Source organism: Parvibium lacunae (assembly GCF_003335215.1).
GTDB classification, from domain to species: Bacteria; Pseudomonadota; Gammaproteobacteria; order Burkholderiales; family Burkholderiaceae_D; genus Parvibium; species Parvibium lacunae.
The window spans coordinates 29,244-43,582 of record NZ_QPGB01000005.1 but is presented as its reverse complement, the minus strand read 5'-3'; the positions used below and the strand labels follow the sequence as shown (position 1 = coordinate 43,582).

Here is a 14,339-nt window from a genome sequence, read left to right as displayed (position 1 = left end):
TTTGCCTACTAGAAAAAAAGCGGTTACCGACCGTATGACGGCTGGCAGTAACCGCTTGGCGTTGCGAGGGCAAATTCAGTCCCGCTGGGCGGCTTGGAGACGCCGTTGGCGCACCCCGGCGGCAAGGGTTTCAAGCACTTGGACGCTATCATCCCAGCCGATACAGGCATCGGTAATGCTCTGGCCGTAGCAGAGGTCACTGAGCGGGGTGCCGGGTTGATGATCCTGGCGCCCAAAAACCAAATGACTTTCAACCATGACCCCAAAAATCCGCTCATCGCCTTGGCTCAGTTGAGTGGCAATCGCAGCACAGACGGGAATCTGGTTTTCCGCTTTTTTGCTGCTGTTGCCGTGGCTGGCATCAATCATGATGCGGGCCGCCAGCCCTGATTTAGCCAGTTCTTCAGCCGCTTGGTTGACCGAGGCCGCATCATAATTGGGCTGCTTCCCGCCCCGTAAGATCACATGGCAATCTTCATTGCCGTTGGTCGATACAATCGCCGAGTGCCCACCTTTGGTCACTGAGAGGAAATGATGGGGATGCGAGGCGGCTTTGATCGCGTCGCAGGCAATTTTCAGGTTGCCGTCCGTCCCATTTTTGAACCCGACTGGACAGGAGAGCCCCGAGGCCAACTCTCGATGCACTTGGCTTTCTGTGGTGCGCGCGCCAATCGCCCCCCAGGCAATCAGGTCCGCGATATATTGCGGCGTGATCATGTCTAAAAACTCGGTTGATGCTGGCAAGCCCAAGTCGTTAATATTCAGCAGTAGCTCACGGGCGACACGCAGCCCTTTGTTGATCTTAAAGCTATTGTCCAGATCGGGATCATTGATTAAGCCTTTCCAGCCGATGGTGGTGCGTGGCTTTTCGAAATACACCCGCATCACGATTTCCAGGTCATCGGCGAAGCGTTGGCGCTGGGCCAGCAAGCCTTTCGCATAGTCCAGCGCGGCTTGGGTGTCATGAATCGAGCACGGGCCGATAATCACCAGCAGACGATCATCGGAGCCATGCAGGATCCGGTGAATTGCTTGACGCGCATGGTAGGTGGTTGCAGCGGCCGTTTCACTACATGGCAGTTCGCGCAGGACATGAGCGGGCGGCGCGAGCTCCTTGATTTCTTTAATACGCACATCGTCGGTACTGTGCATGACGTTCTCCTGGAAACTAAACGGGTAAAAAAAAACCGCCAAGTTAACTTGGCGGTTGGAATTCTGTAAGCTATTTCTTTAGGCTAAGCAGTTTCCTCCGCCAGTGCAGGGGGAGTAAAAATAAAACCAAAAAAATAGAGAGGAAGAGAACATAACGACCTAAGTCAAGTTGTTGTCTAACAAATACATTGCTTTTTTAACATAACGGGCCCCGCGTTGCAACATTTATTTGAGCCCGCCGCCTATCATCCTAGGTCTTGAAATGAGCCACTTCTTGTCGCAGGTCTGCGGCCAGCGTGTCGAGCCGCGATACTGCCGCGCTGGTACGCTGCATGGCCTGATTGGTATTTTCAATCATCTGTGACATTTCTTCGACTTGATGGGAGACGTTTTGACTGGTGTTGCTCTGTTCGCGGGTTGCCTCAGCAACGGAGCGGGTGCGCTCAACCGTGCTGGTTGCGCCTTGGCGAATCAGCCGTAACTTATCTGCCACATCGCTGACCAGCTTAACCGCTTGATCCACTTGCGGCATGACCTGGCTCACCACTTGTACGGCGTCAGCACTCTCGGTCTGTACTTGCTGAATCATTTTGGTAATTTGTACCGTCGCTTCGGCAGTACGCTCTGCCAGACTACGTACCTCATCCGCCACCACGGCAAAGCCGCGCCCTTGTTCGCCAGCCCGGGCCGCCTCAATCGCAGCATTCAGGGCCAACAGGTTAGTTTGTGCCGCGATATCCTTAATCACATTGGCAATTTTTTCAACTTTGTTGGTTTGTACCACCAGCGCATCCATACGCTGAGTGGCAACGCGGGCGACATCGGCTAGCTTGCGCATTTCGGTGGCCCCATCAGCGGCGATTTTTTCGCCTTCTCCTGCCAGGTGCGCGGCGCTAATGGAGTTGCTTTCTGTTTCTAGGGCTAGTTCAGACACTTGGCTAATACTGCTAGCCAGCTCTTGAATAGAGCTTGCCATGTGCTGGGAAGCGCCCGTTTGACTCTGCGTTGCAGCCGCTACCGTTCGGGCATCACTCAGAATCGCTTGCGATTCGCTGGCGACTTGTTCCGCATGCTGGCGGATATGGGTCATGGTCTCGCGCAATGTGCCAATGGTTTTTCCCAGCGTGGAGAGAATACTATAGGGCGCTTCCGAGCGCACCGAAACGCTTAAATTTCCTGCCGCCAACTCTTGCATCACCTGCTGCGCTTCTTGGGGTTCTCCCCCAATCTGGTTAACCAGATTTTTCAGGATAAACATGGCAATGCCCCCCACCACCAAGGTTGCCAACACCGTCATGAAAATCGCCCGAATCAGTTCTTCAACAAAAATACGTTTGATGTCATCCAAGTAAATGCCTGATCCAATCACCCAGCCCCAGTCAGCATAGAGTGCGGTGTAGAGCAATTTCGGCACAGGCACGGGATCACCGGGGCGAGGAAATTCGATTTCAGAAAACCCTTTCTGTGGAGAATTGGGGACTGCCGCATCCAGCAGCAATTTAACAATCGGCCGACCTTTGGGATCTTTCATGTCATTTTTATCTTGTCCCTCAAAGTCTGGGCGAATGGCATGCATTAAATTGATACCCTGCTGGTTATAGATGTAGAAGTATTCCGTACCGGCATAGCGTATGTGACGTAGCACCTGCTTGGCCTGCTCCTGTGCTTGCGCACGATCTAACTTACCTTCTTTTTCCAGCTTGTAAAAATGGCTGGCAGTGCTGACCGCGATGTCAACCGCCCCTCGAACCATTTTCTTGTGATCCTCAAGCAGTCGGTCTCGCATCGCGAATAGCATGCTGAATTGCAGGGCAATCATGCCCAGCACCGCTACCACCAGAATTGCTGTTAATTGTGTCCGCACTTTGAGTTGATTAAACATAATCGCGATCCTACCGAGCATAAAAATATAGAAATAATGTATTGCCAGTATCAAGTACCCGAAGATAGGGCACTGGTTCCTCGTTTGGCAAGCAGTGGGCAAAACCGACCAACGAATGGATTAACGGACAAAACAACCTGGACTAAAGGGGGGAGTGACGCAGGCGGGGATATACAGATTTTTATCCGGCTGCCGTTAAAGAGAGTAAGGTAAGCGTGTCAGGAGGAATATCATGGTTAGCCGCTTGTCTCTGGCCCGACGCCATTTGGCATTGTTAGCGTTGCTGTTGGCGGGATGCAGCAGCATGCTTCCTTCCAGCCAAAATGCGGCCAAATCGGCTTGGCCTGACTTTCTTGCTGTACGTCAAGCCTATGATCGTCTGGTCCCCATGCAGTCGGCAGAAGCCGAACTTCGCGCAGAAAAATTTCACCCCGATGTCAATCCGCAGGTCATGGTCTTGAGCCAGCTAGAGATTTTGCGACGCTTTGTAGTGCCCAACATGCCGCAGCAATTTATTGACCCTGGGGTGCAAGCCTGTCTGGCTGCGCAACAAAAATGCATTGCGTATGAAATTGACATCAAACAAATCAATCGGCAACGCGTGGGCAATGTTGTGTTGGACGTGACTAGCTTCAAGCGGAATACCGAGATTCGCGGCTGGCGCTTCAACGGGGTCTTTTTGGTCGTCGAGGGGCGGCTGGTTTACAAGACTTGGGGCGGCCAAGCCGAGGTGGCCGAGCAAGAAAATGTGAGCAACCCGTTAGGCCCAGTACAAACCATTACGCCCCCGATTTTTGGCGGGAAATAACGCCACTGGCTCGCGTTACGAGGCCGTGCCGCCTACCGTCAAGCCATCTAGGCGTAAAGTTGGCTGGCCAACGCCAACCGGGACACTTTGCCCTTCTTTACCGCACACCCCAACCCCACTGTCGAGACGCATATCATTGCCAATCATGGCCACACGGGTGAGTGCATCAGGGCCGTTGCCAATCAAGGTTGCTCCTTTGACTGGATACGATAATTTGCCATTCTCGATTTTCCATGCCTCTGAGGCAGAAAACACAAATTTGCCGCTGGTAATGTCAACCTGACCCCCACCGAAATTGACGGCATAAAGACCGTCTTTAACGCTGGCAATAATTTCTTCTGGGGTGTGTTGACCATTTCGCATATAGGTGTTGGTCATCCGTGGCATCGGTAGGTGGGCATATGATTCACGCCGCGCATTCCCGGTGACCGCCGTTTTCATCAGGCGCGCATTCATACTGTCCTGCAGATAACCGCGCAGCACGCCATCCTCAATCAATACTGTGCATTGAGTCGGGGTTCCTTCGTCATCAATGTTGAGTGAGCCGCGTCGGTTGGCGAGCGTCCCATCGTCAACGACTGTGACGCCCGGGGCGGCCACCCGCTGCCCCAATCGACCGGCAAAGGCAGACGACCCTTTACGGTTGAAATCCCCTTCTAGCCCATGGCCAATCGCTTCATGCAACAACACCCCAGGCCAGCCCGGCCCCAGCACCACTGTCATGGGACCGGCCGGGGCTGGACGCGCATCCAAATTAGTGAGCGCTTGTTGGACCGCTTGGTCAACATACTCCGCCAGGCGCGCATCGTTAAAATAGTGAAAGTCATAACGCCCGCCACCGCCGCTGGAACCTTGCTCGCGGCGTCCTTGTTGTTCGGCGATGACCGTGACCGAGACCCTGACCAAAGGCCGTATGTCGGCCGCCAAACGACCATCGCTACGAGCCACCAAGACCACATCATATTCTCCCGCCAAACTGGCCATGACTTGCACGATGCGGGGGTCTTTGGCGCGCGCCATTTGTTCAATCCGATTCAACAACGCGACCTTAGCCTGGGCATCCAGGGACAAGAGTGGGTCATGTGCCGCGTAGAGGTGATGACCAGCTTGCGGCTGCGCCACCGCTGGCACTTTGACTTTCCCTGCCCCGCTGCGGGCAATGCTGCGGGTCGTGTCGGCAGCTTGCTGTAGCGCGGTCAAATTAATCGCATCCGAATAAGCAAACGCGGTTTTATCCCCCACCACGGTACGCACACCAACGCCTTGGTCGATGCTGAAACTTCCTGACTTAACTATGCCTTCTTCCAGGCTCCAACCTTCATGCCGGGTACTTTGAAAGTAGAGATCCGCATAATCGGCGCGATGTGCATGAATGCGACGTAATAGTCCGAGCAAATCATTGTCATCCAGGCCATACGGGGTGAGCAAGAGGTCGCGGGCAGTGACCAAGGGATCGAGCGCAGAAAGCGAAGGCACAGACATAGAATCCATTTTGAGAAAAGTTAGAAAAGACAACGATGCCGTAAAGCTGGCAAGTTAGTCCGAATCGTAGCAAGTTTTTCTGCCTCCAGCAGACCCAATACATGGCCCTCGCCACTGGGCAGGCACGCGATAACTTCCCCCCAGGGATCGATCAACATGCTATGCCCCCAGGTCCGCCGGCCATTTTCATGTTGCCCGCCTTGGGCGCTGGCTAAGACATAGCACTGATTTTCAATGGCGCGGGCGCGCAGCAAAATCTCCCAATGGGCTTCCCCTGTCGTGTACGTAAAGGCGGCTGGCACCACAATCAAACTGAGTGGGGCTGCTTGGCCGAGTTGACGATACAGCTCAGGAAAGCGCAAGTCATAGCAAACCGACAAAGCAATCGGCCCAGCGGGGGAGTCAAATACGACGGGCGTGTGCCCAGGCGCAATCGTTTGCGCTTCGGCATAGCGTTCGCGACCATTATCAAACCCAAACAAGTGAATCTTGTCATAACGGCAAACCCGCGCGCCTTCAGGGCTGTAGACCAAGACACTATTCCAGACCTTCTGCGGATCAGGGCTAGCGAGCGGGATGGTGCCGCCAATCAGCCAACACTGATGTTGCTTGGCTTGTGCTGCGAGGAATTGCTGCAAGGGCGCGTTGGCGTCCGGGGCTTGCAATAGGTCCGGCTCACAAGCCCTAACCTTATCTTCTTCATGCCGCCCCATCAGACAAAAATACTCTGGCAGCACGATCAATTGCGCCCCTGCCTGGGCTGCAGCGGCAATCTGCGCGGCGGCATGGCGCAGATTCAGCGCCACATCGGGGCTCGAAATCATCTGAATCGCGGCGACTGCGAAGGGGCTGGCGATAGTGGGGGAAGTGGCGCTGTTCATGGTGACGGGCTGGGGAGGGTGGGTTTGGTTGTCGGGGCAGTGGCGGGCTTCAGGCCCTCTCGTGCGGCCTTACGGGCATTGCCTTTGAGTTCGGTGACTTGGGGTTCACTCCAGCTGCCGGTAATGCTGTATTCGTAGGTAAAGGCATTGGCAATCGGTTCGCGAAACAGCAATTGGCCCAAAAATGCCCCGACCCCTATAATCGGGTTCGCAATGACTCCCGCCAGTGTGGCTAAACCCGGCCGGGTATCAGGCACCACCACGACATGCAGTTGTTGTGTTTCTTTAACCAGATGGGCCTGCCCTTCCAGTGCCACAACGGCAACCGGGCTTTTCATTTTGAAGTTATCGGTACGAACAATGCCGTTATCCAACACGGCTTGAGCGGTCACCGCATCAAAGGCGAACCCCTCACTAAAGACATCTCGGAAATCCAAGGTTAACCGGCGCGGCAAGGCCTGCAAACTCAGCACACCCAATAGTTTTCCGGCCCCCGGGTCTGCCTTTAGAAACTGTCCTTTTTCCGCTTGTAGGTCAAGATTGCCGCTCACGCTGCCTGGGTCAAACGCGGTCGGCGCGCCGCGCCACTGAATCTCGCCCTGTAATTTGCCGTTACCGCGCCGAATCGCATCGGTAAAGCCCAAACGATTAAGCAACCCCCCCCAATCATCACTATCAAGGCTAAAGCGCAGCCGCGTTTGCCCAGGGTCTTTGTCGCCATTGGCTTTTTGACTGCCGGTTACCCAAGCGCCCGTGCCTTGCAACTGTGCCTCGGCGGCTTGCAATTTCAAGCGGCTGAGCTGCCAGATCCGGCCGCTGGGCTGGCGCTGGTTGGTGGCTAGCAGTTCTAGTCGCCCTAGCGATTTTTGATTGATTTGAAATTCCTCGATCACCAGATCCAAGGCGGGCAAATCCGCATTGGTTTGCTCAATCGATGAGCCAAATTCTTCTAACTGACCTTTGGGAATAGACAGGCGGCTCATGCGCCCTACCAAGCGCCCGCCGCGTCCTTGGCCAATTTCATCGCGCCACACAAAGAAACCCGCCGCGCCGGGCGCATCCAGGGTAGTTTCCCAGGCCTGATTTTTTTGCACGGCATCAAGACTAACATCCTTAAACTGGCGATTCAGCACTTCAAGTTCTTTGGCCTTTAAGGTAATCGTTTTTAAGGGGGGCAGGCTCTCACTGCTGCCACCATCATTGCCCCCCGCCGTCGGGCCGCCAAGCAGGCTGTGTTCACTGGTGCCGGGTGTGAGCAGTGGACGCCACTCATCGAGATTGAGCTGGGGCAATTGCACTGCAATCGCCGTTCCGCTTGAGGCATACTCCGCCCCGGTGTTGATGCCCAGGGCGAGTCGCTCAAAACGCAATGGCGCAGGTCGGCCTTCTGGCGTCACTCCTGCCCGGCTGCGCTCAAGCTTGAGCTGCAACAAGGCTGCGCCCGTGGCTGAACTCAAACTTGCCCGAATTTCATCGCGCAGCAGTGCTGGCGCCCGTTTGTTGGCCGTGACCGGGGCTGCCCCCGCGAGCGGTTGAGTATCGACTCGCAAGGGCCAGGCCGTTCCCGTTTCTTTTTGAAAGGGCGCTGGCAGGGTGCTGCGCAAGCCTTGCAAGGTGCTGTCAATGCGTAAGCTGGGTAAGCCTTGCGCAACGGAGAACGTGGCGCTATAGCTGGCGCTGCCTTGTAAGCGATCCAGCAGCGGCAGCGGGTAGTATTGCTTGATGCCAGCTGGGGTTACGCCGCCCTCAGCCCGAATCTGTAGCTGCGACGCGCTGGGGCTGGCTGAATTTACAGGCCGTAGCCCGCCTTCCAGCCGCATCGGCCCACCCAAAAACTGGGCGTTAAAGCCCGCTTGATTGGGGCCGGCGGCACTCAGCCCGCGTAGCGTGAAGCCTTGTTCAGTAAAGTCGATTTGGCCATTGATGCGCTCAAAACTGGGGATATCGGTATCCAGCGTTACGGTGTTGCCGCGCAGCACGAGACTGCCCTGCGCTTTACTTTTCTCAAGCTGTGCCAATGGCAAGCGCAATTTGAGACGCAACAAGGCATCCTGTGTTGCCGTGGCGTCATCTAAAACATAACTGAGCAGGCTGCGTAAGCCACTTTCTTTCACATAGCGCAACATCGCGCTCGCAGGCCCTTGTAGTGCGCCCTCAGCCAATAACTCACTTTGGGTCATGTCAGCGATACTGAGGTCAACTGGTTGTAAGGTCAGCCCAGCCGTCTGCCCTTTTTGTATTTTTGCTGTAAAACTACTGCGGTTAAACCCCAGTTTGCCGGCTAACCCTTCTAGCGTCGGCCACTGTGGCGCAAACTGCAGCCGCCCGCCCTCGACATCGGCTTCCATCCGGAATTGCGCGGGATGGCTTGCGGGCAAGCGATTGAACGGAAAGTCATGCAACTCACCATATACCCGCGCGCGAATCTGCCGCGCCTGACCTTGTTGCAGGGCTTGCGCAACCCAATCGCGGGTGGCGCTCGGCAGCCGCAAAGGCAAATAGCGGGCGACGCGATTCAGTTCGAACCGTTGCCCTTGAATGTTCAGGTCTAACCAATCTTCCCCATTCGGCCCACGAATAAACTTGCCATTGCCTTTACCTTGGAAATCAACATTACGCCAATCGATATCTTGTAGCAGCACTTCCCATACCCGCCCACCCAGGGGAAGCTTACCGGCCAGGGTTTGACTGGGCAGGGCTTTAATCCATGCCGGGGTTGTAATGGGCCGCCAACTGAGCTGGGCGCTCAGGCGCTGGTAGGGCACCAAAGGATCGCTCCATACCCCAGGTAATTCAAGCCAGCCATCCTGCGCGCTCAGGGTCATGCTACCCCCTTGTTCATTGGCGCTTAAGGTGCCTTGTAAGCCCGCTTTTCCTTGAATGCCCGGCCATCCAATGACCGGATGCTCAGGCGTACTGCGCGGGTTCTCTTGGCCGCGCCAGAGCAAGCCTTCAACCTTAGCCTGGAGCTGAAAATGCGCGGGTGGCCGCCAGTTGCTGAGGGGGGCGGGCGCCTCGGTGGGTTGGGTATTGGTGGGCGCGGCTGAATCTAGGGGGGCTGACATGGGTGCCGACTCCGCGGCAAAGAGAGGGCCTTGCGCCGTCAATCTGAGGCTTTTCAATTGACCACTGGGCGCATATTGCTGCAAGAGTTGATGCACCGTTGGCGCTAGGGGAATCCGCGCCAGAATTGCTCGTAAGGTTCCCAGCTCAAGTTGGTTTAAAGTGAGCTGGCGCTGAACGCCATCATGCTTAGCATCGGCGGCAACAGGTTTCTCGGTCGGTGATATGAAGCGCGGCAACCCCAGGAAGCGCGGTAGCCAGGGGCTGCGTTCCTCATACTGCAGTGTCAAGGGCGGCAAGCGCAGCCCCTGTAAGCCCTCTAGCCACAAGTTTTCGGTGCTAAAGCGCATGCCATCGCGCTCTCGTTGCCAGTTTAGCCGTCCGCCAACCACATCCAGATCAAGCGCCGGTAAGTGTTTACCCAATTGCGCCTGAACCTCTCGCAAGCGGGCATCCAGCGTCACCCCTTGAATCCGGGCATACATCGCCTCGCTACCTTGCTGGCGGGCAAAATCCAGCCAAAGGCGCAGCTGGCCTTGCCCGCGTTGCCATTCTTTCGGCAATGCAAGATGTTGGCGTAGGCCTTGAATATCGATAGCCTCGGTGGCGACATAGGCCCGCCCTTGCCAGCCTGCTTGGGTGGCGGGGTCACGCCACCAGGCATGCTGAAATTGCAAACGGAGGTCAATGCGGCCGCCGAGGTTTGGCGGCAGGGTGGCTTGTAACCCCGCATGATGCAGGGTTTGCCGATTTTGCAAACGAAAATCAACATCTTTGAGCAACAAGGGTTGCCGGCTTGATTCGGGGGTGCTGTCCGTCCCTTGCAGCAAGTCTTGCCAGATAACTTGCGTTTGCAATAAATCAATCCGCCCTTGGCGCAGTAACCAATTCAAGGCCTTGCCATCGCTGGGGCGGGCAATATCGACTAAAAAGCCAGCCACCCGCCATTGGTTTGGCGTAAGCCGCTCAACTTTTAACTCGGCTTGCTCAAGCGTCAGCGAGTCTAAGCGCAACCCAAAGCTATACAAGCTTTTCCAGGAGATGACTGCGCTGACTGCTGGGATTTCTAATACCGTATCGCCCTGGGTGTCGTGCAAACGTAAATGCGTCAGGCGCAGCGCTGGCTGCAAGCCTTGCCAGCTGGCGGTCATTGAGTCCAAGCTGAGCGAGCGCCCCAAACGATTTTCAAGGTAAGCGATGATCTCGGGGCGGTAGCTATCGATTTGCGGCAAGATCACGTAACGCAAGCTCGCAATCAGCAGCAAACCAAGCCACCAAATAACGAAGGCGCTCCACGCCAGCAGCCGCAAACTATCGGCGCAGCGCCGCCCAAACCAGCGCGCGAGGGCACGCACATGGCGGACAGGAAAACTATGCCAAAACCCTAAGACCCCATTGACAACCCCTTTTTTTAGCGCCATGAATAAGGCGCACAGGGGACGAAAGGGACTGAGCCAGAGCGAGAAAATTGCGCGTAAACTTGACAAAATAAGCCATTCGGAAGCAAACAACCTTGCAGCGGGAATTTAGCATGCAATTTAGTCGGATTACAGCCACCCCGTCGTTTGTCGTCAGTCTTTATAGTCGGTATGCCGAGCGCGTGGCGCACTTCGTGCCTGAATTTGACTGGCAGCAGCCCGTCCATGTGCCAGACCGTGCCAGCTTGACGGCTTATTTTGCACGGCAGTGGGCCCCCGCGGCGGCGAATGCTGACGCGACATGCGAACCTTTAGCCGCTGCCCTGCGCCGCACGCGTCATTGGGCCATGCTACACATTTTGCAGGCCGACTTATCCGGCCAGGCAACCTTGGAACAAGTGACAGCGGCATTAACCACACTGGCCGAATTTTGTTGCCAGACTGCGCTACAGCATGTTTGCACCGAGCTCGCTGCGCGCCATGGGGTGCCTTGTAACGAACAAGGCGAGGCGCAAGACTTATTAATTATCGGGATGGGGAAGCTCGGGGGGCGCGAGTTAAATGTGTCATCCGATATTGACCTGATTTTTGTTTATCCCGAGCCAGGCGAAACCCGCCCACCAGCAACTCAAACGTCGACTGATGCGACGACGAGTGGACTGCGCTTACTCTCGAACCATGAATATTTTACCCGCGTTGGCCAGCGCCTGATCGCGCTGTTATCCGAGGTCACTGAGCACGGCTTTGTCTTTCGGGTTGATATGCGCCTGCGCCCCTATGGTGACGCAGGCCCGCTGGTCATGAGTTTTGACATGCTGGAACAATATTTGGTTGCACAAGGGCGCGAGTGGGAGCGCTACGCCTGGATTAAAGCCCGCACCATTTCGGCCCCGGTATGGATGTCTGCGGCTGCCCATACACAGCAGTGTGAACAACTGGTGCAACTGGTTACGCCGTTTGTGTATCGTAAATATCTCGATTTTGGTGCGATTGATGCCATTCGTAATTTACACACCCAAATCAGTGCCGAAATCGGTCGTCGGGAAACCCAGCACGCCCAGCTCTCGCAACCAGGGGAGCGGCAAATGGGCGGCAACATCAAGCTGGGGGAGGGCGGGATTCGGCAAATTGAATTTCTCGCGCAAGCTTTTCAATTAATTCGAGGCGGACGAGAAACCAGTTTACGGCTTCGCCCAACCTGTGCGGTGTTACAGGCCTGTGCGCAGCGTGGGTTGATTGATTTTTCCAGCGTCACACAGCTAATCGCGGCTTATCAGTTTCTACGCCAGGTGGAACACCGCTTGCAATACCCCGAAGACGCCCAAACCCATACGCTGCCAACACATCCCGAGGCCCAGTTGGCATTGGCGCAGAGTATGGGCTACGCTGACTATGCGGCATTCATTGAGGTGTTGCAGGCACATCGGCGCTTTGTTAGTCAGCAATTTGCAGCCATGTTTGGCGATAAACAAAGCCCTCACACGCCCAGCGCGGCGCCGCATGATCCGACTTTGCCGCCCACTGAGCGCCGGCTGCGGCCACGGTGCCAAGGCTGGACAGAGGTGCTGCAGCAAGCCACGCAGGGCGGCTCACTGGACCCCACTCAAGCCGAAGAAATGCAGCAGCGCATAGAACAGTTTCTGCAGAGTGGGCGCTACCAATCGCTTCCTGATAACAGCAAGCAGCGCTGCCTCACCCTGCTGGGCAGCTTATTGGCCTATACCGTGCATTGTGAGACCGCTATCCCGGCCGCTCCTAGCGAGATCAATGCCTCTCCGAGTGAGGTGGCGGTATTGGCAGACCAGATCAATATTAGCCCCTTACAAACCTTACTGCGCTGGTTGCATTTGCTGGAAAGCATTTGCCGTCGCAGCGCTTATTTGGCCCTCCTGAGTGAATATCCGCAAGCATTGGCGCGGGTAACCCGCATGCTGGCCGCCGCCGAATGGGCCACCAGCTACCTGACTCGCCATCCCATTTTGTTGGACGAATTGCTAGACGATCGAAACCTGCTTCAGCCGCCCCCGTGGGCAACCCTGGAGCGCCAATTACGGACTGATTTGGCGCGGGTCACGGCACAAGCTGCGCGGACGCAGCAAGACCCCACTGAGCGTCATTTGGATTTGCTGCGCGAATTTCACCACGCGCAGGTTTTTCGCTTACTAGCGCAAGATTTACAAGGGCAATGGACGCCAGAAACCCTTTCCGATCAGTTGAGTGCGCTGGCTGATTTGATCTTGCGACAAACCCTGCCACATTGCTGGGCGGCAACCCGGCAGCATTATCGACAGCGCCAACCTGATCTAGCGGCAACGCTACCCGAATCCCCCCACTTTGCCATCATTGCCTATGGCAAATTAGGCGGTAAAGAACTCGGCTACGCCTCTGACCTCGACCTGATTTTTTTGTATGACGATAGCCACCCCGACGCCAACGAAATTTATGCCAAGCTCGCGCAGCGTTTGAATACTTGGCTGGCCAGTCAAACCCCTGCAGGCATTCTGTTTGAAGTGGATTTACGCTTACGGCCAAATGGCAACGCAGGTCTGCTGGTTTCCTCGACCGCCGCATTTAGTCGCTATCAGCGCGAAGCCGCATGGCTGTGGGAGCATCAAGCTTTAACCCGGGCGCGTTTTTGTGCGGGCGAACCCCAGATTGGGATATGGTTTGAAGCAGAGCGGCAAGCGGTTTTGCAGCTGCCGCGTAACCCAGACACCTTGCGCCAGGAGGTGTTGACGATGCGACAAAAGATGCTGGATGGTCACCCCAACCCAACCGCCCTGTTTGATTTAAAACATGATCGTGGCGGCATGGTGGATATTGAATTTATGGTTCAGTATCTGGTCTTGAGCTATGCGCAGCGTGAACCGGCACTGCGCGATAACGTTGGGAATATTGCCTTGTTGCAGCGTGCCGCACAAGCCAATTTGATTCCACTCGACTTGGCCTTGGCCGCCGCCGACGCCTATCGAACCTATCGCCGTTTGCAGCACCGCTTACGCCTTGCCGGACACGAACAGGCTCGGGTCGAGCCCGCCCGTGTGCAAGCGCATGTCGATCAAGTTAAAGCGTTGTGGCAGAGGGTTTTACTGGCTTGATCTCACGGTTCAGGCGTTGCACAACCTGTTTCGTATGCTGTCGCGCTGCTTGCCTGATTTGCCCCAGTAACTTGATCGAGTCAGTGGTGAATACTGCGGTTCCGCTTAAGTCCATGCGCCAGCGTTGTAGCATCCGTTGGTACACCGCCTGCTCGATCTGACAAAATTGATCATCTGCATGGCTCAATAGAAAAGCAAAGTCAGCAATTTGTTGTTGCAAGTGCGGGTCGGTGATCTCATCAAGCAATCCATCTACTAATGCTGGCGCTGCAGTTTGTACCGTAGCGCGTCGCGGGTCTGCCAACAAATCAGCGCAATAATCTTGTAATACTTGCGTAAAAGATTCTTCACTCAAGCCCAGTTTTTCCGCTACCCGTAATTTCTGTAAAAAATCGAGTTCCGCATGCTCTAAGCGCGCGTTTGAAATCAACATCATGATGAGTACACGTGCAGCAGCTTTGGGGCTGTTGGTGGGGTAGTGGCGCATCTGTCTCTCCATTCAATGATTATGTTGATGTGCGTCAGCCAAAGTGACTCACACCAAGAGAGACTCGT

8 protein-coding genes are annotated in these 14,339 nt (G+C 55.6%); 2 read left to right on the top strand and 6 right to left on the bottom strand.

The genetic code is table 11. The annotated features are described in order from the left end of the window. Positions 1 to 75: 75 nt before the first annotated feature. Both aroG and DU000_RS10420 read right to left on the bottom strand, forming a co-directional pair. Positions 76 to 1,152: a 3-deoxy-7-phosphoheptulonate synthase AroG gene (aroG, locus tag DU000_RS10425; RefSeq protein WP_114403359.1), complete on the bottom strand. Its 1,077-nt coding sequence runs from the start codon at positions 1,150 to 1,152 to the stop codon at positions 76 to 78. A 250-nt stretch (positions 1,153 to 1,402) separates the two neighbouring features. Further along, positions 1,403 to 3,034, bottom strand: coding sequence for a methyl-accepting chemotaxis protein (locus DU000_RS10420; RefSeq protein WP_158529689.1), 1,632 nt, complete (start codon positions 3,032 to 3,034; stop codon positions 1,403 to 1,405). Positions 3,035 to 3,266: 232 nt separating this feature from the next. On the opposite strand from DU000_RS10420, the gene DU000_RS10415 reads away from it, so the two are divergent. Continuing rightward, complete coding sequence (locus DU000_RS10415) at positions 3,267 to 3,842, top strand: hypothetical protein (protein ID WP_114403357.1); 576 nt, start codon at positions 3,267 to 3,269, stop codon at positions 3,840 to 3,842. Between the two features lie 15 nt (positions 3,843 to 3,857). On the opposite strand, the gene tldD is transcribed toward DU000_RS10415, so the two are convergent. From tldD to DU000_RS10400, 3 genes are read right to left on the bottom strand one after another with little or no spacing between them, the layout of a single operon-like run. Continuing rightward, complete coding sequence (tldD, locus tag DU000_RS10410; RefSeq protein WP_420812141.1) at positions 3,858 to 5,318, bottom strand: metalloprotease TldD; 1,461 nt, start codon at positions 5,316 to 5,318, stop codon at positions 3,858 to 3,860. 26 nt (positions 5,319 to 5,344) lie between these two features. Next, positions 5,345 to 6,205 (bottom strand): carbon-nitrogen hydrolase family protein, encoded by an 861-nt coding sequence (locus DU000_RS10405; RefSeq protein ID WP_114403355.1) that lies wholly within the window; start codon positions 6,203 to 6,205, stop codon positions 5,345 to 5,347. Further along, positions 6,202 to 10,689: a YhdP family protein gene (locus DU000_RS10400; protein WP_114403354.1), complete on the bottom strand. Its 4,488-nt coding sequence runs from the start codon at positions 10,687 to 10,689 to the stop codon at positions 6,202 to 6,204. Before DU000_RS10400 ends, DU000_RS10405 begins: the two co-directional genes overlap by 4 nt. A gap of 110 nt (positions 10,690 to 10,799) precedes the next feature. On the opposite strand from DU000_RS10400, the gene glnE reads away from it, so the two are divergent. Then, positions 10,800 to 13,784, top strand: coding sequence for a bifunctional [glutamate--ammonia ligase]-adenylyl-L-tyrosine phosphorylase/[glutamate--ammonia-ligase] adenylyltransferase (gene glnE, locus DU000_RS10395; RefSeq protein ID WP_114403353.1), 2,985 nt, complete (start codon positions 10,800 to 10,802; stop codon positions 13,782 to 13,784). Here glnE and DU000_RS10390 read toward each other — a convergent pair. Beyond that, on the bottom strand, positions 13,750 to 14,271 hold the full coding sequence (locus DU000_RS10390) for a hypothetical protein (RefSeq protein ID WP_114403352.1): 522 nt from the start codon (positions 14,269 to 14,271) through the stop codon (positions 13,750 to 13,752). The genes glnE and DU000_RS10390 overlap by 35 nt on opposite strands. Positions 14,272 to 14,339 lie beyond the last annotated feature (68 nt).

Excerpts from the sequence above, each read along its gene's own strand:
- DU000_RS10390 (WP_114403352.1), bottom strand. The coding sequence starts at position 14,271 with ATGCGCCACTACCCCACCAACAGCCCCAAAGCTGCTGCACGTGTACTC.
- DU000_RS10405 (WP_114403355.1), bottom strand. The coding sequence starts at position 6,205 with ATGAACAGCGCCACTTCCCCCACTATCGCCAGCCCCTTCGCAGTCGCC.
- aroG (WP_114403359.1), bottom strand. The coding sequence starts at position 1,152 with ATGCACAGTACCGACGATGTGCGTATTAAAGAAATCAAGGAGCTCGCG.
- DU000_RS10420 (WP_158529689.1), bottom strand. The coding sequence starts at position 3,034 with ATGTTTAATCAACTCAAAGTGCGGACACAATTAACAGCAATTCTGGTG.
- DU000_RS10415 (WP_114403357.1), top strand. The coding sequence starts at position 3,267 with ATGGTTAGCCGCTTGTCTCTGGCCCGACGCCATTTGGCATTGTTAGCG.
- DU000_RS10400 (WP_114403354.1), bottom strand. The coding sequence starts at position 10,689 with ATGGCGCTAAAAAAAGGGGTTGTCAATGGGGTCTTAGGGTTTTGGCAT.
- glnE (WP_114403353.1), top strand. The coding sequence starts at position 10,800 with ATGCAATTTAGTCGGATTACAGCCACCCCGTCGTTTGTCGTCAGTCTT.